The sequence below is a fragment of the Micromonospora auratinigra genome, assembly GCF_900089595.1.
GTDB lineage: Bacteria > Actinomycetota > Actinomycetes > Mycobacteriales > Micromonosporaceae > Micromonospora > Micromonospora auratinigra.
The window spans coordinates 4,584,970-4,609,999 of record NZ_LT594323.1; the positions used below are offsets into that span (position 1 = coordinate 4,584,970).

Genomic DNA, 25,030 nt, shown 5'->3' on the forward strand with positions numbered 1-25,030 from the left:
ATGTCCCGGATGCCGGGAAAGTGAACCACCACATCTCCGGCGATTCGCCCCTCTATCCTCGATGGATGACCGGCATCGGACGCCGCGAGCCGGGGGCGGAACACGACGACGCGGACGGGCTGCTCCGGGACGAGCGGGCCGGCATCGTCACCGCCCTGCGGCTCGGCTGGTGGCTGGCCGACGCCTACCAGCACGCGCAGACCGCCGACCTGACCGACGAGCCGACCGGCCACCCGGCCGCCCCGGCGAAGCTGTCGAACCTCACCGCGATGCCCGCCCGGCACCGGCTGCGGATGAACCTGGACGCGGTCGAGGTGGCGCTGACCCAGATCACCGCGCTGACCGGGCCGGTACGGCCGGTGCCGTCCACCGCCGCCGCGCGGGCCACCGTGGACCGGGAGCCGCTGCTGCTCGCCCTGAACGAGCTGAACCTGGACGTGCTGCGCTGGGCGACCGCCACCAACCAGCGGGTCGGGCTGGCGTACCGGCTCGGCCGATCACTCGCCGACACGGTCCGCCACGGCGAGGGCGAGCACCTCATCCGGCGCTTCGGCGGGCGGCACCTGGAGATCAGCCGGTGGCTGGACGAGCTGGCCAGCGTGCTGCCCCCGTACTCGGCGGCCGTGGTGCGCCGCTCGCTGGCCGCCTGGGCGGCGGCCGTCACCCGGGCCACCGTCGGCGACCCGGGCGAGGCCGGGCTGCCCGAGCTGGCCCGCGAGCTGCGCAACCAGGGCGACCTGTGGCGGGGGGTGCTTACCGGCGGGCTGCACCCCAGAGACCTGCTGGACGAGGAGAACTGGGCGGTGGTCGCCCGCAACGTGATCATCCGGGACCGGAAGCTGGTGGTGCAGGCCGCCCGGGGCGTCTTCTGGCCGGTGCTCGCGCCCCTGCTGGTGGTGCTGCTGGCGGTGGTCGGGGTGAGCGCCGCGGCGGCGGCCGGCTCCCCCGCCACCCGCGCCGCGGTGGCGCTGGTCGGCCTGGGAGCCGGGTTGACCGCGATCTGGCGATCGGTCTCCGGACCGGCGCTGTCGGTGGCCGCCGACATCAACCGGCCACTGCTGGAGAGCGAGCTGACCGTGCAGATGGCCGCCCGGATCGACCGCCCGTTGGCCGCCGCCCGGGCCGCCGGGCGGGCCCGCCGGCAGCGCCCGCCCTCCGACGGCGGATCGAAATACGTTGCCCGCCTCTCCGGCGCGGATCTACCGTGAGCGCGCAAGGTCAACCACCGCTCCGGGAGCAGTCGATGTCGCAGCCGTACGCCACCCTCGTGTCGTTCTGGCTGCTCAACGGCGGTTGCCGAGCGGAACACCCCGGCACCGGGTGGCCCGGCTGACGCGTCCCGCGTCAGTCCTCGCAGCCGCCCCGTCGCCACCGACCGGGCGGCTTTTCGCTGTCCCGACCACCACCGTCTTCGGAAGGGAGAGCCCGGTGGACGCCGTCCTCGTCATCAACGCCGACCTCGGCCCGCTGCACCGGGTCACCGTCCAGCACGCGATCCGGATGCTCTGCCGGCGGGTCGCCGAGATCCACGAGGCGGAGCCGGACCAGCTGATCGGGGTGTTCCCGATGCCACGGGTGGTCCGCCTGGTCCGCTACGTGGTCACCCGCTGGCGGTTCAACGCCGGCCCGGCCTGGTCCCGGGCCGGGGTGCTGCGCCGCGACGGCCGGCGCTGCGCGTACTGCGACGCCCCGGCGAGCACCGTCGACCACATCCTGCCCCGCTCGCGCGGCGGCCGGAACACCTGGAAGAACACGACCGCCGCCTGCTACGCCTGCAACCAGCGCAAGGGCGACCGGACCCCGGGCGAGGCGGGCATGCCGCTGCGCCGCGAGCCGGTGACGCCGGGCTGGGCCGCACTGGCCGGGCGGTGACGACCGGCCGGCGGGCACAGGGGGCCGCGTCGGGGCACGCCCCCGGCGCGGCGCCCGCCGGCCCCCGGCTCAGTCGACCGGGGCGACCTCACCGGGTGGGTACGCCCGCAGGAACGCCGCGCCCCGGCGGGCGTCCCGCAGCAGCTGCCCGCAGGCGAGGGCGCACAGGCCACCGGTCAACACGAAGAGCGCCCAGAGGGCCGGGGAGAACTGGAGCAGCGCCTGCCCGAGGTGCATCGTCACCAGACCACCGAGCATCGGCACGATCCAGCGCTGCCGGACCAGGTGGTCGGCGACCGCGCGCAGCGTGGGCAGGTCGGCGTCGGCCGGCACCTCGCCGCGCCGGACCGCCCTGAGCAGCTCGCGGCGGCGCGCTACGGGCAGCGCGGCCGCCGACTGCCGGGCGGCCCGGTAACTGCCGCTGCGCACCGCCCGGACCAGGGCGGCCACCTCGACCACCAGGCCGAGTACCGCCAGCACGGCTCCGGCCGTGGCGACCGCGGCGGGCGGTTCGCCGGGCCGTCGGAACGAGCGGGGGATTCCGTACCTCGCCAACAGCCCGACCAGGAGGGAGAGCACGGCGAACGCGGCGACGGCCGTCAGCAGCCGACGCAGGGCGCGTCGGCGGTGGTTCCGGCTCGGCTCGGCACCGTCCATCGTGACCCCCGTCGGTCGTCGAGGGCTTCGACGTACCCCGGGCGGCGACAGGGCACACCGCGGTCAGCGGCTGGCCGGCGGCGTCCAGCCGAAGCGCGGCGGCCGGCGCTCGTTGGCCGCCGCCACCCCCTCCCGGGCCTCACCGCTGGCCCGGACCTGCCCGTGCCACCAGGCGACCCGCTCGTCGTCGGCCCGCCCGTCGATGATCTCCTTCGCCGCCGCCACGGTGAGCCGGGAGCGTTCCGCGACGGTGGCGGTGAGGGCGTCCACCCGGGCGGCCAGCCCGTCGGCCGGCAGCAGCTCGTCGACCAGGCCGATCCGCAGCGCCCGCGCGGCGTCCACCAGCTCGCCGGTGAAGAGCAGGTGCTTGGCGGCGGAAGGACCGACCAGCCGGGCCAGCCGGTGGGTGGTGGGCGCGGGATAGACCAGCCCCAGCCGGGCCGGCGGTACGCCGAACCGGGCGTCCTCGGCGGCCAGCCGCAGGTCGCAGGCGACGGCGAGCTGACACCCACCACCGACGCAGGCCCCCTGGATCGCGGCCACGGTCGGCTTGCCGAACCGGGCCAGCCGCTCCTCGGCGGCCACCGCGATGCTGCCGTCCCCGGCCTCCAGCAGCTCGTCCAGGTCGCCCAGGTCCGCGCCGGCACAGAACGTCCCGTCGGCACCGGTCAGCACCAACGCCCGGACGGCCGGGTCGGCCTCCAGCCCGTCCAGCAGCACCGGGAGCTGCCGCCACATGGCGGCGGTCATCGCGTTGCGCCGGGCCGGGTTCCGGATCACCACGGTCGCCACCGGTCCGGTCACCGTGACGGTGAGTTCCGCGTCCGACATGTCGCCCCCTGGGCCCGTCGCGGGCCGACCAGTTCCTGTGAAACACGCCCTCGGTCCGGCCGACCATAACGGGCGGGGCCCGGCGACCACCCGCGTGGGGTGGCCGCCGGGCCCCGGGTTCGGGCGGCTACGTCAGGAGACGTTGACCGCGGTGTCGTCGATGACGAAGGACGTCTGGAGCGAGACGTCCTCGGTGCCGGTGAACTTCAGGGTGACGGTCTGCCCGGCGAAGCCGCTGAGGCTGAACGACTTCAGGGTGTAGCCGCTGGCCTTGTTCAGGTTGGAGTAGGTGGCCAGGGTGGTGGCGCCGGCCTGCACGGTCAGCTTGTCGTACTGCACGCTCGTGGTGGTCTCGGCCGAGTCGATGTGCAGCCAGAAGCTGAAGGTGTAGGTGGTGCAGCCGGCCGGCAGGGTCACCGTCTGCGACAGGGTGTCGGTGTGGGTGGTGCCGTAGCCGTCGAGCCAGGCGTTCCAGGTGCCGCCGTGCGTCGGCTGGCCGGAGCCGCCGTACTGGCCGATCACGCCGGAGGTCGAGGACCAGACGGTGTTACCGGACTCGAAGCCGGGGTTGCCCAGCTTCTGGCCCGCGCCGGTGCAGCCGCCGCCGGTGCCGTTCACGGTCAGCGTGTAGGTCGACGACTTCGCGCCCGAGGCGGCCGTGCCGGTGACCGTCACCGAGTACGTGCCGGCCGGGGTGCTGGCCGAGGTGGTGATGGTCAGCGTCGAGGAGGCGCCCGAGGTCACCGAGGTCGGGTTGAACGACGCGGTCGCGCCGCTCGGCAGGCCCGACGCGGAGAACGTCACGGTCTGCGCGGTCCCGCTGGTGGTGGCGGTGCCGACGGTGGTGGAGACCGAACCGCCCTGGGTCACCGAACCGGAGGTCGGCGAGAGCGAGACGGAGAAGTCGTTACCGGTCGACCCGCAGGGCGCGTCGGAACCGGAGACGGCCACCGCGGTCCACGCCGCCTGGACGGTCTTGTACTCGGTGGAGCAGTTGCCGTACAGGTCGGTCGCCGCCTTGAGGCTGTACGCCCGGGCGGTGTTCGACGGGGTGGTGGTGTTGACGTACGAGGTGTTCGAGGTGAAGTACACGTCGAGCGCCCGGAACCAGATCTTCTCCGCCTTGGCGCGGCCGATGCCGACCACGGCCGGGGCCGAGCCGCAGACCGGCGAGGTGCCGTACGAGGTGGCGCCGGTGCCCTCGGCGAGGTTGAAGAAGAAGTGGTTGGCCACGCCGGAGGAGTAGTGCACGTCCTTGTTCTTCGTGCTGGTGGTCCAGCAGGAGTCGGACGAGCCGTCCAGCGACGGGTTGTACATGTAGCGCAGCGGCGTACCGTTGCCGTTGATGTTGATCTTCTCACCGACCTGGTAGTCGCCCGGGTCGCTCGGCGCGTTGGCGTAGAACTCCACCATGTTGCCGAAGATGTCGCTGGTGGCCTCATTGAGGCCGCCGGACTCACCGGAGTAGGTCAGGCCGCCGGGAACCACGTTCTCGGTGACGCCGTGGCTCATCTCGTGGCCGGCCACGTCGAGCGAGACCAGCGGGTTGGCGTTGCCCGAGCCGTCGCCGTAGGTCATCTGGGAGCCGTCCCAGAAGGCGTTCACGTAGTTGCTGCCGTAGTGCACCCGGCTCGGCACGCCGGTGCCGTTGCCGAAGATGCCGTTGCGGCCGTGCACGTTCAGGTAGTAGTCGAACGTCTTCGCCGCACCGAAGTGGGCGTCGACGCCGGCCGACTGCCGGTTCGAGTTGCTGCCGTTGCCCCACACGTTGTCGGCGTCGGTGAAGGTGGTGCAGGTGCCGCTGGTGGTGTTGTTCATGTCGCAGGTCCGGCCGTTGCCGTGCACCGGGTCCACCATCGAGTAGGTGCTGCCGGAGAGCGTGGTGTCGATGCTGACCGTGCCGGTGAAGATCCCCTGACCGCTGCCGACCACCGACTCGATCTCGTCGTACGAGCCGATCACCTTGCCGGTGCTCGCGTCGGTGATCACGTGCAGCTTCGACGGCGTCTGCTTGTCCGCCTTCCACCCGGTGGCGACGGTCTCCCAGGCCAGCCGGCCCTTGCCCGAGCTGGCGTCGACGAAGAGCTCCGGCGCGCCCACGGAGGTGAGCGTGCCGGCGAAGGTCTTCCGTGCGCTCGCCTTGGCGGCGGCCGCGCCCACCTTGGCGGTGGTGTTCAGGGTGAGCGGGGCGGCCAGACCGGACGAGGTGCCGGCCATGGTGCCGTTCGGGGCGGTGTGCACGACGAAGTCACCGCCGTAGACCCGCAGGCCGTGGTAGGTCCGGGTGTAGCGGGTGTGCGCGGCCCCGGAGGAGTCCACCTTCGTACGGACGGCCCGGTACGCCTCCCCGCTGGTGCCCTGGACGGCACCGGGGTTGGCGCGGAGCAGACTGTCCGCCCGAGCTGCGGCGGAGGACTCGGACGCGGGGGCGCTCGGGGTGGCCGCGAACGCCGTGGTGGTGACGCAGGTCAGCACGCCGCTGGTGAGCAGCGCTGCACTGGCGGCGGCGAGGGATCTTTTCACGTGCCCTCCTGACAGGGAGAGAAAAGTTGTGACGGGGGTAGTCACTGATGTAGATATAGCGATACATCGAAGAACGTGGAAGAGGGCGAACGCTTTCCTGCCGCAGACACTGACCGAACGGACGAGGGGACACAGGTGACCGGAACCGAGCGGCACCACCGTGCGTCCGATCGGCATGAGAGCAACCCCCGTCGCGGCGCTCGCGGTCGCCGCGCTCCTCACCCCCCTCGCCGGGTGCGCGCAGGCCGGTGACACCCCCACCGTCGCCGACGCCACCGCCCCGTCGGCCGTCCAGGTGGTGCTGACGAAGTCGGGTGGCATCGCCGGGCTGGCCGACACCGTCACCGTGCGGCCCGACGGCCACTGGACCAGGGTCGACCGCTCCGGCGCGTCCCGTACCGGCCAGCTCACCGGCCCCGACCTGGACAAGCTGCGGCAGCTCGCCACCGACCCGCGCCTGGCGAGCGAGGCGACCACCACCGCGCCCGCCACGATGTGCGCGGACGCCTTCACCTACCGGCTCACCGTGGGCGAGACGACCAGCGGTTACGTGGACTGCCCGCCGCAGGCCACCCCGCCCGCCGCCACCGGTGCGGTCGTCGAACTGCTCAACCGCGTCACCGGCTGACCCGAGGGCCGGCGGGGCCCGGGACCCCGCCGCCTCACCAGCCGTCCGCCGCCGCCCGCAGCGTCCGCCGGACCGCCTGCACCTCGCGCCGCCCGCCCAGCCCGGGTCGCACCGCCAGGAAGAGCGTGTTGAGCGGGGGCACCGGGGGCGCGAGCAGCGCCCGCACCGCGCCGGAGGCCAGCTCGTCCCGGCAGAGGTACGTCGGCAGCACGCTCGCCCCGGCGCCCGCCGCCACCGCCGCCCGGACCGCCCGCAGGTCCGGCACCACCAGGCTGGGCGTTCGGGTGAGCCGGGTGTCGAAGACCGTCCGCCAGTACCGGCGCAGGATCGGGGCCTCCTCGGCGTACGCGACCAGGGGCACGTCCCGCAGCGCCTGCGGGGTGACCGGGTCGGGCAGCCGGTCCGCCCAGTCCGGGGCGGCGACCAGCACGAACTCCTCGTCGTAGAGCGGCTCGACGGCCACCCCCCGACGCCGGGGCCGCACGCTGGTCACCGCCACGTCCAGCCGCCCGGCGACCAGGTCGTCCAGGAGCTGCTCCGGCAGGCCGGCGGTGACCCGCAGTTCCAGGCCGTCGCCGACCAGCCCGGCCAGCGCCGGCAGCAGCCGCTCGGCGAGGAACTCGGCCGGCCCGCCGAGGAACACCGTCCGGGGGTACGGGGTGGCCGTGTCGTCGGCCAGCACGGCGGCCAGCCGGTCCAGCGGGTCGGCGACCCGGCGGGCCAGCTCGTCGCCGGCCGCGGTCGGGGTGACGCCCCGGGGCAGCCGGTCGAAGAGCGGCCGGCCGACGGCCTCCTCCAGTGCGCGCAGCTGCGCGGTCACCGTCGGCTGGGCCAGCCCGAGCAGCTCCGCCGCCCCGGTGACCGACCCGGACCGGTGTACGGCGAGAAAGCTGCGGAGCAGGTCCAACGACACCTTCACATCAGCAAACCTATCGCCGCTGTGTTGTTCGCCTATTGGTCAGCTATGGATCCGCGCGCCAGAGTTGGTGTCATGACTCGTGCACTCATCGCTCTGACCAGTCACCGCGAGCTCGGCGAGACCGGCCGCACCACCGGCTACTACGTGGGCGAGGCCGCGGAGCCGTGGGAGGTCTTCCGGGCCGCCGGCTACGACGTGGACCTCGTCTCGGTCGCCGGCGGCGAGCCGCCGACGGACGGCCGGGACGAGAACGACAAGACCCAGAACGACTTCCTCGCCACCGCCGGGGTGCAGCACACCCCGAAGGCCGCCGACGTCGACGGGAGCGGATACGACATCGTGGTGTTCGCCGGCGGTCACGGCACCATGTGGGACTTTCCGGACGACGAGCACCTGGCCCGCATCGCCCGCACCGTCTACGAGCGCGGCGGCGTGGTGGCGGCCGTCTGCCACGGCCCCTCGGCGCTGGTGAACCTGAAGCTCTCGGACGGCTCGTACCTGGTCGCCGGGAAGCGGGTGGCCGGCTTCACCAACGACGAGGAGGCGGCGGTCGGCCTCACCGACCAGGTGCCGTTCCTGCTCGCCGACAAGCTCACCGAGGCCGGCGCCCAGCACGTGCCCGCGCCGAACTTCACCGAGCACGTGGTCGTCGACGAGCGCCTGGTCACCGGCCAGAACCCGCAGTCCGCCCGCGCCCTGGCCGAGGCCGTCGTCAAGCTGGTCTCCGCCTGACCCCCGCCCCACGCCGCCGCCCCACGTCCCGGGCGCGCTGATGCACGGAAAGAGTGGTTATCCGGGCCCCGGAAGCCACTCTTTCCGTGCATCAGGGGGGGTTCAGAAGCGGTAGTCGGGCGGGAGGCCGGTGGCGCGCAGGTCGGGTGGGAGGTGGGCGGTGTCGTTGACGGCGATCAGGTTCGGCGGGCCGCCGCTGCTGTAGCGGATCACGGTGAGGCCGGCGTTGTGCAGGTTCAGGCCGAGCCAGCGCCGCTCCGGGGCGTCCAGCGCGTGCCGGACCAGCCAGGCGATCAGGAAGCTGTGCGTCACCACCAGCTCGCGGACGTCCCCCTCGGCGGGCGCGGTCGCGAAGCGGGCCACCGCCGCCGCCGTACGGCGCGGCCCGTCGACCCGCTCGGCCGCGTCGTACTCCGCCAGCAGGCCGGCGTACGCCGGGGGCAGGCCGGTCGGGTCGGTGTCGTGCGGCAGGTGGTCCCCGATGTCGTCCGAGACGTGCACGGGCACGCCGGGCAGCGCGGCGCCGACCAGGGCGGCCGTCTCGGCGGCCCGGGGCAGCGGCCCGTGGTGCACCGCCTGGATGCCCGCGTCCCGCAGCCGCTCGCCGAGCAGGGTCGCCTGCCGCCGGCCCCGCTCGGAGAGGCCCACCTCGGGCGACTCGTGCTCCGCGCGGTGCTGCTCGCCGTGCCGGGCCAGGAAGAGCAGGCGGCTCGCCATCGGACACCTCACCAAGATCGCCGAAAGCGCCGAGCCTAGCCCCGTCCGGCGAACCGCGCCGCCCCTCAGCCCTGGAACATCTGGCCGATCCGGATCCGGTTGCCGAACGGGTCGCGGATGCCGAAGTCGATCCCGTACGGCCGCTCGGTCGGCTCGTCGGTGACGTCCACGCCCTTCGCCGCCAGGTCCTCGTACGTCTTGCGGGCGTCGTCGGTGGTGAGGCAGAGCCAGCCGCCCATCGCCCCCTTGGTCAGCAGCTCCCGCACCTGCCCGGCGGTCGCCGGGTCCAGCGCCGGCGGGCCCGGCACCTCCAGCAGGATCTCGTGCACCTGGTCGCCGGGGACCCGGACCGTCAGCCAGCGCATGAAGCCGAGATCCTGGTCGGCGGCCACCTCCAGGCCGAGCTTGCCGACGTAGAAGTCGAGCGCCTCGTCCTGGTCGAGCACGTAGATCTGGGAGCGGGAAATCGCGTTCATCGTCATGCCGACGACGCTACGGGTCGCCCCCGACCTGCTGCTTATCCAAAACTGCTGGGTCTGGTCCAGGACTTGGCGAAGCAGCTCGGCACCTGCGCCGCGCCGGCCGACCGGCGCCGCCGGAAGTCGCTGGGCGACTCGCCGACGATCTCCCGGAACGTCCGGCTGAACGTGCCGAGGCTGCCGAACCCGACGGCGTAGCAGATCGCGGTCACGTCCTCGGTCGTCTCCAGCAGCATCGACATGGCCCGCTCGACCCGACGCCGTTGCAGGTAGCGGTGCGGCGTCTCGCCGAAGGTGGCCCGGAAGGTCCGGATGAAGTGCGCCTCGGAGACGTGCGCGATCCGGGCCAGTGCGGGAATGTCCAGCGGCTGCGCGTACGCCCGGTCCATCGCGTCCCGGGCCCGCAGCATCGCCCGGTTGGACTCCTCGACGGCCCGGCTCACCCGCCGACCACCAGGTCGAGCGCGGCGAGCTGGTCCGCATCGGCCACCGCCTCGATGCCGATGATCCGGTCGGTGACGGTGAAGCTCAGCGCCAGCCGGATCCGGCCGTCCAGCACCACCACCGCGCCGGCCGCCCCGTCCACGTACGCGGGCACCGCCGCCTGGGCCCGGCCGTTGAAGAAGCCGGCGACGGCGGCCGAGCCGCGTACCTCGGCGGTCCCGCCCATCCGCACGGCGGTGGCGTCCTCGCGCAGCACCACGTGCGGGTCGAGCAGGGCGACCAGCGCGTCGAAGTGCCCCTCCCGGGAGGCGGCCAGGAACGCCTCGACCACCCGGCGCTGGCGGGCCGGATCGGTCACCGGATCGGCCGACCGGGCCTGCACCCGGCGACGGGCCCGGCCGGCGATCTGCCGCACCGCGGGGGCGCTGCGGTCGACCACCGGGGCGATCTCCTCGAAGGAGACGGCGAACATGTCGTGCAGCACGAAGACCAGCCGTTCGGTGGGCCCCAGGGTGGTGAGCACGACCTCCAGCGCCTGACCGACCGTCTCGGCGAGCAGCGCCTCCTGCTCCGGGTCCCGCCCGCCGGCCGGCTCCGCCCCGACCGCGTCGGTGCTCTCCTCGTGCCGGGCGCCGGCGGACCGCAGCCGGTCCAGGCAGACCCGCCCGACCGTGGTGGTCAGCCAGCCCGGCAGGTTGCCGATCCCGTCGACGTCGGCGCGGCTCAGCCGCAGCCAGGTGTCCTGCACGGCGTCGTCCGCCTCGGCCGTCGAGCCGAGCATCCGCTGCGCCACCGCCCGCAGCCGGGGCCGCTGCTCCTCGAAGCGCTGGGCCAACAGGCCGGCGTCCGCCACGACCTCGCCACCCTTCAGTGACCGCCGTCACATCTGTCACGCCCGTCGCCCGCACCCCGACATACCGATGACGGACGGCGGGACGGACGCCGGCCAGCCTAGCAACGACAGGACGGACACCATGGCGATCGAAGCTCGGATCCAGAACCCGGCGTACCTGCTCCCGGACGCCGTGAAGGCGATCAACCTGCTCTACAAGGCCGCCCACTCGGCCGGCGTACCCGGCGGCACCCTGGAACTGGTCCACCTGCGGGCCAGCCAGATCAACGGGTGCAGCGCCTGCGTGGACTCCGGGGCCCGGGACGCCCGCAAGCACGGCGAGACCGAGGAGCGGCTCTTCGCGGTCGCCGCCTGGCGGGAGACCCCGTACTTCACCGAGGCCGAGCGGGCCGCGCTCGACCTCGCCGAGTCGGCCACCCGGCTGGCCGACCGGAGCGACCCGGTGCCGGACGCCGTCTGGGCCGAGGCGGCCCGGCACTTCGGCGAGCAGGAACTGGCCGCGCTGGTGCTCTGGATCGCCACCACCAACTTCTTCAACCGGATCAACGCGGCCACCCGGCAGCAGGCCCCACAGAACTGGGGCTGACCCGGTCGCCGGGTCCCGGGCACGCCCCGGGACCCGGCTGTGGTGTCGCCGCTGAGCCCGGCCGCCCGCTCCATCGGTAATGCCGAGGACGGCCCGAGCAACGCGCCCCTAGAGTGGCGGCCATGTCGGACCGACGGGAACGCCTCCGCCGGGCCCAGATCGAGCTGAGGCCGGAGGAGCTGGACCGCGTGCTGCAGGGCGACTTCCCGCTCGCCACCCCGGCCGACCCCCTCGCCGACTTCCTCGTTCAGCTGGAGATCGCCACGGTGGAGGAGACACCGCTGTACGAGGTCCCGAACGGCTCCGTGGACCTGGTGCGGCCACCCGTGCGACACGGACCGTGGCCGGCGGGCAGCTGCGCGGCGGTCCTGGCGCGCTGGCACCGGGCGGGCTGGCTGGGCCTGTACCTTCCGGACCACCCCGCGCAGTGGGACATCGCCCCCGCCGACTGGTGCGACCGCCTCGTCGACGGCGACACCCTGACCGCGCCCGACGCCGAGGAACTGCTCGCCCACCCCGAACGCTGGCGGCTGCGGCACGCCGACGGGCACGTGGCGCCCTACCAGACCGAGGCGGGCCGGACCGCGTCGTGGGAGCAGTGGCGCGACGAGGTCCGTGACCTCGCGCGGCGGCTCCCGCTCGACTGACCGCCACCGACCGGAGTCCACCCTGGTCGCCGTCGATGAGGACGTACATCCGTGCGGCGGGCCTACGATGGGCCCGGTGACGACGGACAAGTGGGCACAGTGGCTGCTGACCCGCCGGGACGGCGACAGCGCGGACCTGCGCGCCCGCCACGCGACGCAGCTGGCGGAGTTCCGTGACGGGGTCCTCGCCGGCGCCGACCTGGCGGCCGACGACGTCGTCCTCGACGTGGGCTGCGGGACCGGCTTGATCGGATTCGGCGCGCTGGAGCGACTCGGCCCGGACGGCCGGGTCATCTTCAGCGACGTCTCGGCGCACGTGCTCGACGAGTGCCGGCGCACCGCCGGTGGCGACGGGCGGTGCAGCTTCGTGGTCGCGTCGGCCGACGATCTCACCGGCATCGCCGACGCCACCGTCGACGTCGTGACCACCCGGTCGGTGCTCATCTACTCCGATCGCAAGGCCGCCGCCTTCGCAGAGTTCTTCCGGGTCCTGCGGCCGGGCGGGCGGATCTCCCTGTTCGAGCCCGTCAACCGCTTCGCCGAGCAGCTCCGGCCCGACGACCTGTTCGGCATCGGCAACTCACCCGTGGACGACCTGATCGCCAAGGTCTGCGAGGTCTACCGGAGCACCACCGCGGCAGCCACCCGACCGATGACGGACTTCGACGAACGTGACCTCGTCGACTGGGCGGTGACCGCCGGCTTCGAGGCGGTGGAGCTGGACTACCGCGCCCGGGTCGACGTACCCGCCGACCCGATCGGGGACTGGGAGACGCTCAAGCGCTCGGCACCCAACCCGTTGGTCCCCACGTACGGCGAAGCGATCGCCGCCGCCCTGACCGAGGCGGAACGCGAGCGCCTCGACTCGTACCTGACCGGCTTGACCACGGCTGGTACGCCGACGCGGCGCACCGCGGCCACGGCGTTCCTCCGCGCCCGGCGTCCGTACCGGAACCGCTGAGAAAACCGGGTGGAATTGGAGCCCCCGGCCGGGATCGAACCGGCGACATCTCGCTTACAAGGCGAGTGCTCTGGCCAGCTGAGCTACAGGGGCGCGTGGTGCCGACGTCAGCATAGCGACTGACGTCCGAAAATCCCGCTCGGCAGGGCTCCCCAGCACGGAAAACGTCAATTTCCCGCCGGCCGACCGACGGATCGTTGCCGCAGACAGTCGTACGTCTAGGGGTTTGATGCCCCGCCGTGCCCGTGTGACCGGAATGTGTATGCGGTCTGTCCCATCCCGTGCGCCTCGTCTTGGCACGATCGGAAAACCCGTTTACCGTGCAGTGACACGGACGACACTCCGGCTGGCCTCGGCTGCCCGGGTGCCGCACCCGTGGGCCGGCACCGTAGGTGCCGGTCGCTCCTTCACTCGGATCGTCCGGCACGTTCCTGCCGGTGAAAGGAAGCGCTCCACCATGGCTACGGTCACCTACGCGAAGGCGTCCCGGATCTACCCGGGCACCGAGCGCCCCGCCGTCAACCAGCTCAACCTGGAGATCGGCGACGGCGAGTTCCTCGTCCTCGTCGGCCCGTCGGGTTGCGGCAAGTCCACCAGCCTGCGGATGCTCGCCGGCCTGGAGGACGTCGACGACGGCGCGATCTACATCGACGACCGCGACGTCACCCACCTGCCGCCGAAGGCCCGCGACATCGCGATGGTCTTCCAGAACTACGCCCTCTACCCGCACATGACGGTGTACGAGAACATGGCGTTCGCCCTCAAGCTGCGCAAGACCTCGAAGTCGGAGATCGACCGGCGGGTCAAGGAGGCGGCCGGGCTGCTCCAGCTGGAGGAGTTCCTCAACCGCAAGCCGAAGGCGCTCTCCGGTGGTCAGCGCCAGCGGGTCGCGATGGGTCGCGCGATCGTGCGTGAGCCGCAGGTCTTCCTGATGGACGAGCCGCTGTCGAACCTCGACGCCAAGCTGCGGGTGCAGACCCGTACGCAGATCGCGTCGCTGCAGGCGAAGCTCGGCATCACCACCGTCTACGTCACCCACGACCAGGTCGAGGCCATGACCATGGGTCACCGGGTCGCGGTCATGCTCGACGGTGTGCTCCAGCAGGTGGACACCCCGCGGGCGCTCTACGACACCCCGGCCAACGTCTTCGTCGCGGGCTTCATCGGCTCCCCCGCCATGAACATCAAGACCGTGCCGCTGACCGAGCAGGGCGCCGCCTTCGCCGAGCTGCACATCCCGCTCAGCCGGGAGCAGGTCGCCGCGGCCCGCGCCGAGGGCGGCGACGGCAAGGTGACCGTCGGCTTCCGTCCGGAGGACTGCGACCTGGTCAGCCCGAACGAGGGCGGCATGCCGGTCGTGGTCGAGCTGGTCGAGGACCTGGGCTCGGACGCCAACGTCTACGGTCACGCCGCGCTGGAGGGCCACAACGAGCGCTTCGTGGTCCGCACCGACCGGCGCACCATGCCGAACATGGGCGACACCGTGTTCGTCAAGCCGCGTACCGGCCAGAGCCACGTGTTCCACGCCGGCACCGGCACCCGGATCTGACGTACGCGAAGAAGGGGCGGTCCGCCGTGGCGGACCGCCCCTTCTCGTGTGCTCGGGTGACTACGCCTCGACGGCGCGCCGGCGGGAGATCTCGGCGAGGGTGACCGCGGCGGCGACGCTGGCGTTGAGCGACTCGACGTCGGAGACCATCGGGATGCTCACGGTCAGGTCGCAGGTCTCGCCGACCAGCCGGGACAGCCCGCGCCCCTCGGAGCCGACGACCACGACCACCGGGCCGACCGCCGCTTCGAGGTCGTACAGGTCGGTGTCGCCGTCGGCATCGAGGCCGACCACGATGAAGCCGGCCTCCTTGCACGCCTTGAGCGCCCGGGTCAGGTTGGTGACCTGGGCGACCGGCACCCGCGCGGCCGCGCCGGCGCTGGTCCGCCAGGCGGTCGCGGTGATCCCGGCGGCCCGCCGCTCCGGTACGAAGATGCCCTGCGCGCCGAACGCGGCGGCGGAGCGGATCACCGCGCCGAGGTTGCGCGGGTCGGTGACGCCGTCCAGCGCGACCAGCAGCGGGGCGGCCTGCTCCAGCGAGGCCGCCACCAAATCCTCGAACGGCTCGTACGCGAACGGCGGCACCTGGAGGCCGACGCCCTGGTGCAGCACCCCGCCGGTCATCCGGTCCAGCTCGGCCCGGCTGACCTCCAGGATGGCGATGCCCCGGTCGGCGGCCGTCCGGACGATCTCCTTGACCCGGTCGTCGACCTCGATGCCCTGCGCGGTGTAGAGGGCGGTCGCCGGCACCGCGGCGCGCAGCGACTCCAGCACCGGGTTCCGCCCGACCAGCAGCTCGGGGCTGTCCTTGACCGGGTTCGACCGGCGGCCGGGGGCGACCCGGGGTCCGCCACGGCCGGCGGGGGCCTTGCCCTTGCCGCCCTTGAACGGCGCCCCGGCGCGGCTGCCCTTGCCCCAGGTGGTGTCCTTGGTGCCCGGCTGGCCGATCTTGGGGGCGCGCCCCTCCTCGGCCGCCGCGCGGCGCTCCTTGTCCTGCTTCCAGGCGGTGCGCTGGGGCAGCTTCTCGGTGCCCGAGTAAGCCTTGTGCCAGGGACGCTCGTCGGCCGGCAGGGTCTTCCCGCGACCGGCGAGGGAATCCTTGTTCTTGCCGCCGGAGCCCTTCGGGGCGCCCGCCTTCGGCGTCAGCCGTCGGCCACGGCGCTGCGAGTTGCCGGCCATCAGTCCTGCTTTCCGATCGTCCAACGGGGTCCCTGGGGGGTGTCCTCGACCGCCACACCGGCCTGCTTGAGCTGGTCGCGTACGGCGTCGGCGGCGGCCCAGTCCTTGCGGCTGCGGGCCTGGGCGCGCTGTTCGAGGGCGAGCACGATCAGCGAGTCCACCACGCCGCGCAGGTCGTCCTCGTGGCCACCACCGGTCCAGGCCGGGTCCAGGGGGTCGACGCCGAGGATATCCAGCATGGCCCGGGTCGCGGCCAGGGTCGTGCGGACGGTCACATCCTCGCCCGCGGTCAGCGCGGTGTTGCCGTCCCGGACCACCTCGTGCAGCACTGCGAGGGCGGCCGAGGTGTTGAGGTCGTCGTCCATCGCCGCGACGAAGCCGCCCGGCAGCTCACCGGGCTGCCCCGCGCCGACCCGCTCGGCGGCCCGCTGGACGAAGCCCTCGATACGCCGGTAGGCGACGGCGGCCTCGCGCAGCGCGTCCTCGGAGTAGTCGATCCGGGAGCGGTAGTGCGCGGCGGCGTAGTAGTAGCGCAGCTCGACCGGACGCACCCCGAGGGAGGCCACGTAGTCGAGGTCGAGGGTGTTCCCCAGCGACTTGCCCATCTTGGTGCCGCCGATGCCGAGCAGGCCGTGGTGCACCCAGTAGCGGGCGAACGGCAGGTCGGCCGCCTGCGACTGGGCGAGCTCGTTCTCGTGGTGCGGGAAGGTCAGGTCGAGCCCGCCGCCGTGGATGTCGAACTCCGCGCCCAGGTAGCGCCAGCACATGGCCGAGCACTCGATGTGCCAGCCGGGTCGCCCGCGGCCCCACGGCGACGGCCAGTAGGCGTCCGCCGGCTCGTCCGGTTTGGCGCCCTTCCAGAGCGCGAAGTCGCGCGGGTCGCGCTTGCCCCGGTCGGGGGCGTCCCCGGCGGACTGCATGTCGGCCGGGGACTGGCCGGAGAGCGACCCGTACGCCGGCCAGGAGGCCACGTCGAAGTAGACGTCGCCGGATCCGTCGGTCGCCGGGTAGGCGTGCCCGGTCTCGATCAACCGCGCGATGAGCTGGTGCATCTCCGGGACGTGCCCGGTGGCGCGCGGCTCGTACGTCGGCGGCAGCACGTTCAGCGCCCGGTAGGACTGCGCCAGGATCTGCTCGTTGGCGTACGCGATCGACCAGAACGGCCGACCCTGCTCCGTCGCCTTGACCAGGATCTTGTCGTCGATGTCGGTCAGGTTGCGGATGAAGGTGACCTCGAAACCGGACGCGGTCAGCCAGCGACGCAGCACGTCGTAGTTGACGCCGGAGCGAAGGTGACCGATGTGCGGCGGGGCCTGGAGGGTGAGACCACACAGGTAGACCCCCACCTTGCCGGCTTCCCGCGGGACGAAGTCCCGCACCGATCGGGTGGCGGTGTCATACAGGCGTAGCGTCACCGTACAAGGGTAGCCGTCCGCGCATTTCGAGGTTGGCCGGAGCCGGGCCGTACGCTGCGTGGTGTGGACCCGGCGGCGCGCGCACCCGAGACGGCCCAGACCCTGGACCGGGGGCTGCGCCTGTTGCACCTGGTCGCGGACGCGCCCGGCGGGCTGACCGTCACCGAGGCGGCGAACCGGCTGAACATCGGCCGGGCGGCGGTCTACCGGCTGGTCGGGGCGCTGGCCGGACACGGCCTGCTGCGCCGCGACGGCGCGGGCCGGCTGCGGCTCGGGGTCGGCGTGCTGCACCTGGCCCGGCGGGCCCAGCCGCTGCTCGCCGAGGGGGCTCTGCCGGCGCTGCGCCGGCTGGCCGAGCAGGCCGGCGCGACGGCCCACCTGACCGTGGTGGAGGGCGGGGAGGGCGTCGCCCTGGCGGTGGTGGAGCCGAGCTGGACGGCGTTCCACGTGGCGTACCGGACCGGGTCCCGGCACCCGCTGGAGCGGGGCGCGGCGGGTCGGGCCATCCTGGCCGGCCGGGCCGGCGTCGACGGCCCGGTGAGCACCAGCGGCGAACTCCAGTCCGGGGCGTACGGGGTGGCCGCCCCGGTGCTCGGGGTGGCCGGCCTGGAGGCGAGCGTCGGGGTGGTGTCGTTGACCCCGTTGGCCGTGGACGTGGTCGGTCCGCAGGTGACGGCCGCCGCCACGGCGATCGCCGACGCGCTCTCCTGACGGGTGGGACGGGGCCGGGGCCCCGCCCCACCACTGCTCAGGCCGGGGTGGTGACGGCGATGATGCTGCTGAACGTCGACGTGCCGTACGAGTTGACGGCCTGGATCCGGTAGTAGTACGTGGTCGAGCGGGCCCGGCCGGTGTCGCTGTAGGCCCGGTCGGTGCCGGCCAGCGTGACGGTGGCCAGGTTGGCGGTGAAGGCCACGTCGGTCGCCCGCTGGAGGGTGAAGCTGGTGACCACGCTGGCGGCGCTCTCCTGCCAGGTGAGGTTCACGGTGGCGGTGCCGCCGCTGACCGCGACGGCGGTGCCGGCGAGGTTGGTCGGTGTGGCCGGTGGCCCCACCACCGTGATCGATGCCGTGTCCGACCACGGCGAGCCGGCCCCGAGGTAGACGGTCCGCACCCGGTAGTAGTAGGCGGTGCCGGCCACCACGGTGGAGTCGGTGTAGCTGGTCGCGTCGGCGGCCAGGGTGAACGTGGTCAGCCCGGCGGTGAAGGTCGAGTTGGTCGCCCGTTGCAACTCGACGCTGGTGGAGAAGGACTGGTTGGTCCAGGTCAGGGCGACCCGGACCGGGGTGCCGGTGGGCTGGGTGGCGACCAGGTTGGTCGGGCCGGCGACGAGGACCACCGCCGACGCCGTGTTGGACCAGGCCGAGTAGGCGGCGGTGTTCTCCCGGCGCACCCGGTAGTAGTAGGTGACCCCGGGCACCACGGTGGAGTCGGTGTAGCTGGTCGCCGAGGCGGCCAGCGTGAACGTGGTCAGGCCGGCGGTGAACGTCGAGTTGGTGGCCCGCTGCACGACGACCTGGGTGGCCGCCGGCAGCCCCGGCGGGTTGGTCCAGTTGAGCACGATGGCCGGCTTCACCGTCGTGGAGCCGGGCGCCGCGGTGGCGCTCAGCCCGGTGGGGGCGTCCGGGGCCACCCGGATCACCACCGGCCGCATCATGTCGAAGTCCTCGTGGTCGACCATGTGGCAGTGCCACACGTACTCCCAGCCGAAGTCGTAGGGCACGTTCACGACCACGGCCGGGTCACCGGTCTGCGGGTCGACCTGGGCGAACCCCATCGAGCTGCCGGGCGGCTGGGTGGGGTCCAGCATCCGCACGCTGTTGCCCACCTTGAACGGCGGGTTCGCCGGCAGGTGCGGTCGCATGGCGACGATGACGTCCTCCAGCGGGTTCATCCGCACCGTCTCCTTCCACCCCAGCTCGTTCAGGTCCGGCGGCTTGTACATCCCGTCCCAGCCGACCCGGTTGACCAGCTGCACGTTGAAGTAGTGGAAGTGCACGAAGTGGGTGTCCACCCCGTTGTGGGTGATCTTCCAGAGCTGGGTGCCGTCACCCGGTGAGCCGACCGGGGTGGCCGGGTCGGACATGTGCAGGATCTCGGTGGGCGGGTTGATGTACGGCAGCGGGATGGCGGTCTGGATGAAGGCGCTGGTCTTGGGCAGCTCCACCCCCAGGTTCGGCAGCATCCGGCCGTACACCGGGTCGAACTCCTCGATGATCGACTTGGGTTGCAGGTCCAGGGTGATCGGCGTGGTGGTGTCCATCGGCACGAACGTGATGGTGGTGTCCTGGATCGGCACGTAGGTGTTCGGGAAGTTGGTGCCGAACGCGGTGTTGTACGCCTCCTCCGGCACGATCGGCTTCGGCTGGCTCTGCCCGTACGCCTGCGGCAGCCGGGTCTGCAACCGCGCCAGGTCGAACCGCGCGGCCGGGGTGCCGACCACCTTGATCTGCATCAGGGTGCGGGTGTTCGGGCCGTAGCCGGGCAGGGTGGTCGGCGCGCCGCCGGCGTCGGTCTGGTCCGGGTCACCGGTGTAGTAGTCGTACCGGGTGTCGAAGGCCGGCATCGGCGCGGGGCAGTCGTTGTAGAGGATGAGGGTGGTCCCGGGCGCGACGGTGGAGAAGTCCACGATCACGTCGGCCCGCTCGGCCGGGCCGATCAGCAGCGAGTGGTCGGAGACGTTGAGGACCGTGATCGAGCGCCGGTCGTACTCGTAGTTGATGGGCTGCGGCGGGATCACCGCGACGCCCGGGAGCAGGCCGCCCTCGTTGCCGATCTGGATCCAGTCGGGGCCGACGGCGTCGGGGTCGGGCACCCCGCCCTCCCGGCCGTCGGTCGGCCAGGTCGGCGGGAAGCTCGGGTTCGGGCAGGCCTCCACCATCGGCACCTCGCCGGCCGCGCCGTCGTTCAAGGTGCCGTCCGGCTTCCACATGGTGCGGTTGGAGGCGGCGTGGTAGAGCTGGAGGTTCAGGGCCCGGTCGTTGCAGGCGTTGAGGATCCGGAACCGGTACGCCTTCGGCTGGACCTGGAGGGTGGGATAGGCGCACCCGTTGATCAGCGGGGTGTCCATGAACGCCTCGGGGGTGATGGTCGGCAGCGGGGTGCCCGGCTGCACCGGCGGCTCCCAGGGCCGGGTGACCGGGTCGTAGTAGGGGTTGGGCACCGGCCCCTGCTCGATGCCGGTGAAGGGCGGCCAGAACCAGGGGCCGTAGTCCCAGCGACCCATCGGGTTCGCCCCGGTCTCGTTGTACGGGTTCTGGTTCGGCATGTAGACGTGCGGCATCCAGAGACTGCCCTTGCCACCCCAGTTCACCGTGTCCCAGGTGGGGTCCTGCCGGGCGAGCTGGGCGGCGTCCGGCACGAAGGTCTTGTCCTGGATCAGCAGTGGGATCTCCTGCGCCGGGATGACCCCGTCGGTGACGAGCTGGCGCTCCACCGGGTCCTGGAGCAGGAGCATGCCGATCTGCCCGGCGTACGGGTTGAGGTGGGTGATCCCCTCGGTGTGGTCGTGGAACCACATCATCCGGGCGCTCTGCTGCATCGGGAAGTAGAGGGTGACCGCGCCGGGACCGGGATCGGGCATGTCCGGCACGTTCGTGAAGCTGGCCCCACGCGGGTACGAGGTGACCTGCCCGGCCGGGGTGAACCACTGCAACGGGGTGCCGTCGCTGATCCACTGCGTCTCCGAGCCGTGCATGTGCAGCACCACCCGGTTCTGGGTGTACAGCTCGGTGGGGCTCAGCGGTCCGGTCCCCGCGCCGCAGATGGTGATGTCGACCGGCAGGAACAGGTTGCCGGCGGTGCCGGTGGCGAGCTGGTTCACCAGCTTGATCCGGATCGGGCGGTCCCGCTTCGCGAAGATCAACGGACCGCCGAAGTACGGCCGGGCCGGCGGGACGACGGTGTTGTGCCCGCTGCCGTCGGTGCCGTTGTTGAGCTGCTTGTAGCCGCGCAGCTTGTTGGGCGGCAGGTCGTTGTGCAACTTCTGGAAGTACTGCTGGATGCCGATCTCGTAGTAGTCGGAACCGGGGTAGGTGATGGTGTCCGGCACCGCCACGGGCAGGTAGTTGCCCAGGTCGTTCGCGTTGGCCGGGCCGACCCCGGGCAGCGAGTCGTAGAACTTGCGGATGCCGGTGAGCGGCTGCACCTTGCCGCCGACCACCACCGGCAGTGGGCTGTTGGCGTAGTTGGGGGTGAATCCGAAGTAGTCAGGTGGATCGGTCGGGCCCAGTGCGGGCCCGGCGTCGACCTGCTTCGGGATGCTCACCCCGTGGAGGGTCTCCTCGGACATGATCGCTCCTCCCCGGCGGATTCCGACATCCGCCTACCGGGAATTACTCATCGTGTCCATTGGAGCCCTTTTGCGTCACGAGGAACAGGGACGATCGGCCTGCACATGCTCCCTGAGCTGCATAAATACCAAAGGTTGCCAATTCGGGCGGCGCGCACTCCTGATTACTGTTCGCAGGGGGTGGACGGCGAAGGGCCCGGGCGACTCGCGTCACCCGGGCCCCTGCGTGCGATGCCGTTACCGCTTCAGCGGGGTCTTCACGGCCGCGTACGCGTCGACGACGCCGTACCCGTAGAAGCCGTTGAACTCCAGCGAGCCGGCGCAGTACGCGTCGAACTCGGCCGGCCGGCCCTCGTTCGCGTAGCTCTGCAGCCGCGGCTCCGGGCAGGCGTGCTCCGCCGCCGTCCGGTACAGCTGCTTCTCGACCAGGTCCGGCGACATGCCGAAGCCGTCGCGGCCCTCCTTCTTGCCGAACCGGCTGACGATCAGCGCGGCGACACCGGCGGCGTGCGGGGACGCCATCGAGGTGCCCTGGAGGTAGGTGTAGTAGCCACACTCACCCTTGGCGGTGCACTGCTTGAAGACCGACTCCTCGAAGCCGGGGACGATGTCGCCGTTCGCGTCGACCGAGCCCTCCTCCTGCAGCACCTTCTTCGGGTACGACGAGAGGATCATGTTGGCGTCGGTGCGGTACGAGTCGGTGCCGAAGCCGTCGCGGAACCAGCCACCCGGGGCGGCCACCGAGATCTGCTCGGTGCCGTAGTTCGAGTAGTCCGCCTTCTTGCCGGACGGGCCGACCGACGACACGCCGATCACGTGCGGGCCCTCGGTCGGCAGGTCCCAGCAGCTGTTGTTGTCGATCGGGCGCGGGTACGGGTCGGTGCCGTAGTCCGGGCTGGACACGTCGGTGCGCGGCGCGCCCAGGTCCTCGTGGTTGTTGCCGAGCGCCCCGACCAGGGTGACGCCCTTGCGGTGGGCGTAGTTCAGCGCCCGCTTCATGCTCTCGATGATGGTCCGCTGCTCGGCCTGCGCCTCCGGCGAGTCGGCCGGGTTGGCGGTGCAGTTGTAGAGCCACGGGTCGACGTAGAAGGACATGTTGACCACGTCCAGGCCCGCGTCGGCCGCGTAGACCAGGGAGCTGACCACCGGGTTGAGGAAGAAGTAGCCGCTGTCCTGGCCACCCTTCAGCTCGACCAGCGAGACCTTCGGGGCCACGCCGGAGAGGCCGAAGCCGTTGGCGGCGGCGCCGATGGTGCCGGCCACGTGGGTGCCGTGGCCGCCGTCGTCGGTGCCCACCGGGTCGAGGCAGCTGGCCACCTCGCACGGCCCGTCGACGTCGGTGAGGTCGGGGGCGAAGTTGCGCGACAGCGCCCAGTTGAAGTTCGGCGCGAGGTCGGGGTTGCTGGCGTCGACGCCGGTGTCCAGGACGCCGACGGTGACCCGGCGGTCGCCCGGCTCGATCTTGCGGGCCCGGTCGGCGCGGATCATCTCCAGGCCCCAGAGCTTGTCGTCGAGCGGGTCCATCTTCTTGGCGTGCCCCTTGGCCACGCCCTTGGTCCGGGCGGCGGCGGTCAGGTGTTCCTGCTCGACCGGGTCCAGCTTCGGCTGGCGGCCGATGGCCCGCTGCTCGGCCGCGCCGAGCAGAGCGCCGGAGGCGTTCGCCCGGCTGGCGAAGTCCGCGCGGTCGCTGGTGACCTGGAAGAGGCCCACCTCTTCGGTACGGGAGACGACGCTGCCGCCCGCCGCGGTGATCGCGGCGATCGCGGCCTCTGCGGAGACGCCGTCCTCGGCGAGCACGGTGAAGGTCCGGTTGCTGGTCGGCGCGGCGGTCGCCGGGACGCCCAGTCCGGTCACCGTGAGTGCCAGCGTGGCCGCTGCCGCGACCGCGCCGACGGTGAAGCGCTTGCTCACCACATCAGATCCTCTCGTTGAGGGACGTGGCAGTCATCCCACAACACGGGAGCGGGTTTCGCTAGACGGTCGTCCGTAATGGACCCCTATCAGGCATTCGTCGGCGTCAGTCGGGCCAGCGCCGCGGGCAGTTCGGCCAGCGAGGCGACCTCGGCGTCCGGGGTCAGGCCGGCCGGCCGGGGCAGCCCGGCCCGGTTCAGCCAGACCGCCCGCAGCCCGGCCCGCTGCGCCGCCAGCACGTCGTGCTGCGGGGAGTCACCCACGTGCACGATCCGCCCGGCCGGCAGGCCGGTCGCCGTGACCACCCGGGCGAAGAACCCCGGGTCGGGCTTCTTGGGCAGGCCGTCCTCGTGCGCGTACAACTCGAAGGCGAACTGGCCAGCCAGGCCGCAGCGTTCCGCCCGGCTGTTGCCGTTGGTGGCGAAGCCGAGCAGGTGCTGCGGCCGCAGCGCGGCGAGGGCGGGCAGCGCGTCCGGGAACGGCCGGCTCAACGCGTACCGCCGGGCGAAGAAGAGCCGCGCCAGCTCGTCCAGGTGGTCGCCGAGCCCGGCCCGCGCCAGCGACCGGGCCAGCGCGGCGCGACGGATCTCCTGCACCGGCGCCGCGGCCAGCGCGCCGAAGACCGCACCCCAGTCCGCCTCCAGGTCCGCGAGCGACACCCCGGCCGCCGCCGGGGTCCGGCGCCGCATCTCGTCGAGTACGGCCACCAGCGCGCCGGTGACCGCCGGGCGCAGGTCGACCAGGGTCTCGTCGGCGTCGAAGACGACAGCGCTGTGCATGCGGCCCAGCCTGCCACCCGTACCGCGCACGGGTGGTCCCGCGCTCAGCGCTCGGCGGCGAGGGCCGGCTCGTCCGGGGCGGTCGGGGTGACGTCGGCCGGCGAGCCGCGCAGCTCGTCCAGCCGGACCAGGGCCACCCCGGCGACGATCAGCGCGCCACCGAGCAGCTGGATGCCGGTGGGCAGCTCGTCCAGCACCAGCCAGGCGATCAGCACCGCGAACATCACCTCGGTCAGCCCGACGAAGGACGACAGCCGGGCCCCGAGCAGCCGGGCCCCGGCGACCCCGGTCAGGTACGCGACCACCGCCGCGATCAGCGACAGGCCGGCGACCGGCAGCAGCCAGCTCACGGCGTGCCCGGCGAAGCTGACGTCGGCGGTGCCGGCCCGCAGCGGGAGCAGCCCGACGACGCCGAGCAGGAGCAGCACCAGCGCGCCGACCGCCATCCCGCCGCTGGCCAGCACCACGGACGGCAACGCGGCGTCGACCCGGCCGGCGATGACGAAGTAGCCGGCCAACCCGATCCCCGCGCCGAGGCCCCAGAGCACGCCGACCGGGTCCAGCCGGGCCGCCCCGGTCAGGTCCAGCACCAGGACCAGGCCACCGAGGGCGGCCAGTGAGCCGACCACGGTGAGCAGCCGGGGCCGCTGGCCGTGCACCGCCCACATCCAGCCGACCACCAGGACGATGCCGAGGTACTCCAGCAGCAGCGCGACGCCGACCGGCAGGTAGCGGACGGCGTTGAAGAAGCAGGCCTGGGCCAGCGCCACACCGAGCAGGCCGAACACGACGACCGTGCCGGCGTTGCGGCGCAGCACGGGCCACCGGCCGCGCAGGGCCAGCAGGGCGGGTACGGCCAGGATCAGGGCGGCGACACCGACCCGGACCAGGACCACCGCCTCGGCGGACCACTGGCCGGTGATCAACGGGCGGGCGAAGGTGCCCGAGGTGGCGAAGGTGAGCGCGGAGAGCAGGGCGAGGCCGAGGCCGAGACCGGGCCGTTCACGCATCGACAACTCCTCGATCGGGCGACCCGTCATGAGTCAAAGGCGGTTAT

Annotated in this window: 23 protein-coding genes and 1 tRNA gene; 9 read left to right on the top strand and 15 right to left on the bottom strand. The window is 72.6% G+C overall.

Features of this window, described 5'->3' with window-relative positions; genetic code table 11:
* The first annotated feature begins 65 nt into the window (after positions 1-65).
* Positions 66-1,208 carry a hypothetical protein gene (locus GA0070611_RS20550; protein ID WP_091666794.1) on the top strand — a complete coding sequence of 381 codons (1,143 nt, stop codon included), beginning with the start codon at positions 66-68 and terminating at the stop codon, positions 1,206-1,208.
* A gap of 220 nt (positions 1,209-1,428) precedes the next feature.
* Positions 1,429-1,872: an HNH endonuclease gene (locus tag GA0070611_RS20555; protein WP_091666797.1), complete on the top strand. Its 444-nt coding sequence runs from the start codon at positions 1,429-1,431 to the stop codon at positions 1,870-1,872.
* 69 nt (positions 1,873-1,941) lie between these two features.
* Here GA0070611_RS20555 and GA0070611_RS20560 read toward each other — a convergent pair whose 3' ends face one another.
* The 3 genes from GA0070611_RS20560 to GA0070611_RS20570 all read right to left on the bottom strand — a co-directional run bounded on the left by GA0070611_RS20560 (position 1,942) and on the right by GA0070611_RS20570 (position 5,883).
* Complete coding sequence (locus GA0070611_RS20560) at positions 1,942-2,529, bottom strand: hypothetical protein (protein ID WP_091666800.1); 588 nt, start codon at positions 2,527-2,529, stop codon at positions 1,942-1,944.
* A 63-nt stretch (positions 2,530-2,592) separates the two neighbouring features.
* Entirely contained in the window at positions 2,593-3,360 is a 768-nt protein-coding gene (locus GA0070611_RS20565) for an enoyl-CoA hydratase/isomerase family protein (RefSeq protein WP_091666803.1), read from the bottom strand.
* Positions 3,361-3,492: 132 nt separating this feature from the next.
* Positions 3,493-5,883 carry a M4 family metallopeptidase gene (locus GA0070611_RS20570; protein WP_091666806.1) on the bottom strand — a complete coding sequence of 797 codons (2,391 nt, stop codon included), beginning with the start codon at positions 5,881-5,883 and terminating at the stop codon, positions 3,493-3,495.
* Between the two features lie 175 nt (positions 5,884-6,058).
* Here GA0070611_RS20570 and GA0070611_RS20575 point away from each other — a divergent pair, with 175 nt between their 5' ends.
* A complete protein-coding gene (locus GA0070611_RS20575; protein WP_157740359.1) occupies positions 6,059-6,511 on the top strand; it encodes a protealysin inhibitor emfourin in 453 nt (150 codons plus the stop codon).
* A 34-nt stretch (positions 6,512-6,545) separates the two neighbouring features.
* Here GA0070611_RS20575 and GA0070611_RS20580 read toward each other — a convergent pair whose 3' ends face one another.
* Entirely contained in the window at positions 6,546-7,430 is an 885-nt protein-coding gene (locus GA0070611_RS20580; RefSeq protein ID WP_091666810.1) for a LysR family transcriptional regulator, read from the bottom strand.
* A 72-nt stretch (positions 7,431-7,502) separates the two neighbouring features.
* Here GA0070611_RS20580 and GA0070611_RS20585 point away from each other — a divergent pair, with 72 nt between their 5' ends.
* Positions 7,503-8,162: a type 1 glutamine amidotransferase domain-containing protein gene (locus GA0070611_RS20585; protein ID WP_197675756.1), complete on the top strand. Its 660-nt coding sequence runs from the start codon at positions 7,503-7,505 to the stop codon at positions 8,160-8,162.
* A gap of 102 nt (positions 8,163-8,264) precedes the next feature.
* Here the strand turns inward: GA0070611_RS20585 and GA0070611_RS20590 are convergent, their stop codons facing one another.
* The 4 genes from GA0070611_RS20590 to GA0070611_RS20605 all read right to left on the bottom strand — a co-directional run bounded on the left by GA0070611_RS20590 (position 8,265) and on the right by GA0070611_RS20605 (position 10,655).
* Entirely contained in the window at positions 8,265-8,879 is a 615-nt protein-coding gene (locus GA0070611_RS20590; protein WP_091666815.1) for a histidine phosphatase family protein, read from the bottom strand.
* Between the two features lie 65 nt (positions 8,880-8,944).
* A complete protein-coding gene (locus GA0070611_RS20595) occupies positions 8,945-9,361 on the bottom strand; it encodes a VOC family protein (protein WP_091666818.1) in 417 nt (138 codons plus the stop codon).
* Positions 9,362-9,396: 35 nt separating this feature from the next.
* A complete protein-coding gene (locus GA0070611_RS20600) occupies positions 9,397-9,801 on the bottom strand; it encodes a helix-turn-helix domain-containing protein (RefSeq protein ID WP_197675757.1) in 405 nt (134 codons plus the stop codon).
* Positions 9,798-10,655, bottom strand: a complete 858-nt coding sequence (locus GA0070611_RS20605) for a sigma-70 family RNA polymerase sigma factor (RefSeq protein ID WP_091666820.1) — start codon at positions 10,653-10,655, stop codon at positions 9,798-9,800. Before GA0070611_RS20605 ends, GA0070611_RS20600 begins: the two co-directional genes overlap by 4 nt.
* 121 nt (positions 10,656-10,776) lie before the next feature.
* Here GA0070611_RS20605 and GA0070611_RS20610 point away from each other — a divergent pair, with 121 nt between their 5' ends.
* From GA0070611_RS20610 to GA0070611_RS20620, 3 genes are all read left to right on the top strand, one after another.
* Positions 10,777-11,241: a carboxymuconolactone decarboxylase family protein gene (locus tag GA0070611_RS20610; RefSeq protein ID WP_197675758.1), complete on the top strand. Its 465-nt coding sequence runs from the start codon at positions 10,777-10,779 to the stop codon at positions 11,239-11,241.
* Between the two features lie 122 nt (positions 11,242-11,363).
* Complete coding sequence (locus tag GA0070611_RS20615) at positions 11,364-11,888, top strand: hypothetical protein (RefSeq protein WP_091666822.1); 525 nt, start codon at positions 11,364-11,366, stop codon at positions 11,886-11,888.
* Positions 11,889-11,964: 76 nt separating this feature from the next.
* On the top strand, positions 11,965-12,849 hold the full coding sequence (locus GA0070611_RS20620; RefSeq protein ID WP_157740360.1) for a class I SAM-dependent methyltransferase: 885 nt from the start codon (positions 11,965-11,967) through the stop codon (positions 12,847-12,849).
* Between the two features lie 16 nt (positions 12,850-12,865).
* Here GA0070611_RS20620 and GA0070611_RS20625 read toward each other — a convergent pair.
* Positions 12,866-12,942: transfer RNA gene (locus GA0070611_RS20625), tRNA-Thr, on the bottom strand.
* Positions 12,943-13,306: 364 nt separating this feature from the next.
* On the opposite strand from GA0070611_RS20625, the gene GA0070611_RS20630 reads away from it, so the two are divergent.
* The gene (locus GA0070611_RS20630) at positions 13,307-14,398 is read left to right on the top strand and encodes an ABC transporter ATP-binding protein (RefSeq protein ID WP_091666826.1); all 1,092 of its coding nucleotides are present in this window, start codon (positions 13,307-13,309) and stop codon (positions 14,396-14,398) included.
* Between the two features lie 60 nt (positions 14,399-14,458).
* Here the strand turns inward: GA0070611_RS20630 and rlmB are convergent, their stop codons facing one another.
* Both rlmB and cysS read right to left on the bottom strand, forming a co-directional pair.
* Positions 14,459-15,577, bottom strand: a complete 1,119-nt coding sequence (gene rlmB / locus GA0070611_RS20635) for a 23S rRNA (guanosine(2251)-2'-O)-methyltransferase RlmB (protein WP_091666829.1) — start codon at positions 15,575-15,577, stop codon at positions 14,459-14,461.
* A complete protein-coding gene (gene cysS / locus GA0070611_RS20640; protein ID WP_091666831.1) occupies positions 15,577-16,992 on the bottom strand; it encodes a cysteine--tRNA ligase in 1,416 nt (471 codons plus the stop codon). The genes rlmB and cysS overlap by 1 nt, the downstream gene beginning before the upstream one ends.
* A gap of 63 nt (positions 16,993-17,055) precedes the next feature.
* Here cysS and GA0070611_RS20645 point away from each other — a divergent pair, with 63 nt between their 5' ends.
* Positions 17,056-17,703 (top strand): IclR family transcriptional regulator, encoded by a 648-nt coding sequence (locus tag GA0070611_RS20645; RefSeq protein WP_091666833.1) that lies wholly within the window; start codon positions 17,056-17,058, stop codon positions 17,701-17,703.
* A gap of 37 nt (positions 17,704-17,740) precedes the next feature.
* Here the strand turns inward: GA0070611_RS20645 and GA0070611_RS20650 are convergent, their stop codons facing one another.
* From GA0070611_RS20650 to GA0070611_RS20665, 4 genes are all read right to left on the bottom strand, one after another.
* Complete coding sequence (locus GA0070611_RS20650; RefSeq protein WP_091666836.1) at positions 17,741-21,283, bottom strand: hypothetical protein; 3,543 nt, start codon at positions 21,281-21,283, stop codon at positions 17,741-17,743.
* A 237-nt stretch (positions 21,284-21,520) separates the two neighbouring features.
* Positions 21,521-23,194 carry a S8 family serine peptidase gene (locus tag GA0070611_RS20655; protein WP_167604451.1) on the bottom strand — a complete coding sequence of 558 codons (1,674 nt, stop codon included), beginning with the start codon at positions 23,192-23,194 and terminating at the stop codon, positions 21,521-21,523.
* An 89-nt stretch (positions 23,195-23,283) separates the two neighbouring features.
* The gene (locus GA0070611_RS20660) at positions 23,284-23,973 is read right to left on the bottom strand and encodes an HAD family hydrolase (protein WP_091666840.1); all 690 of its coding nucleotides are present in this window, start codon (positions 23,971-23,973) and stop codon (positions 23,284-23,286) included.
* Between the two features lie 44 nt (positions 23,974-24,017).
* Positions 24,018-24,983, bottom strand: coding sequence for an EamA family transporter (locus tag GA0070611_RS20665; protein ID WP_091673201.1), 966 nt, complete (start codon positions 24,981-24,983; stop codon positions 24,018-24,020).
* Positions 24,984-25,030: the final 47 nt, after the last annotated feature.

Coding starts and splice junctions, on each gene's coding strand:
- GA0070611_RS20650 (WP_091666836.1), bottom strand. CDS start 21,283: ATGTCCGAGGAGACCCTCCACGGGGTGAGCATCCCGAAGCAGGTCGAC.
- GA0070611_RS20615 (WP_091666822.1), top strand. CDS start 11,364: ATGTCGGACCGACGGGAACGCCTCCGCCGGGCCCAGATCGAGCTGAGG.
- GA0070611_RS20575 (WP_157740359.1), top strand. CDS start 6,059: ATGAGAGCAACCCCCGTCGCGGCGCTCGCGGTCGCCGCGCTCCTCACC.
- GA0070611_RS20590 (WP_091666815.1), bottom strand. CDS start 8,879: ATGGCGAGCCGCCTGCTCTTCCTGGCCCGGCACGGCGAGCAGCACCGC.
- rlmB (WP_091666829.1), bottom strand. CDS start 15,577: ATGGCCGGCAACTCGCAGCGCCGTGGCCGACGGCTGACGCCGAAGGCG.
- GA0070611_RS20565 (WP_091666803.1), bottom strand. CDS start 3,360: ATGTCGGACGCGGAACTCACCGTCACGGTGACCGGACCGGTGGCGACC.
- GA0070611_RS20630 (WP_091666826.1), top strand. CDS start 13,307: ATGGCTACGGTCACCTACGCGAAGGCGTCCCGGATCTACCCGGGCACC.
- GA0070611_RS20585 (WP_197675756.1), top strand. CDS start 7,503: ATGACTCGTGCACTCATCGCTCTGACCAGTCACCGCGAGCTCGGCGAG.
- GA0070611_RS20665 (WP_091673201.1), bottom strand. CDS start 24,983: ATGCGTGAACGGCCCGGTCTCGGCCTCGGCCTCGCCCTGCTCTCCGCG.
- GA0070611_RS20660 (WP_091666840.1), bottom strand. CDS start 23,973: ATGCACAGCGCTGTCGTCTTCGACGCCGACGAGACCCTGGTCGACCTG.
- GA0070611_RS20550 (WP_091666794.1), top strand. CDS start 66: ATGACCGGCATCGGACGCCGCGAGCCGGGGGCGGAACACGACGACGCG.
- GA0070611_RS20610 (WP_197675758.1), top strand. CDS start 10,777: ATGGCGATCGAAGCTCGGATCCAGAACCCGGCGTACCTGCTCCCGGAC.
- GA0070611_RS20560 (WP_091666800.1), bottom strand. CDS start 2,529: ATGGACGGTGCCGAGCCGAGCCGGAACCACCGCCGACGCGCCCTGCGT.
- GA0070611_RS20595 (WP_091666818.1), bottom strand. CDS start 9,361: ATGACGATGAACGCGATTTCCCGCTCCCAGATCTACGTGCTCGACCAG.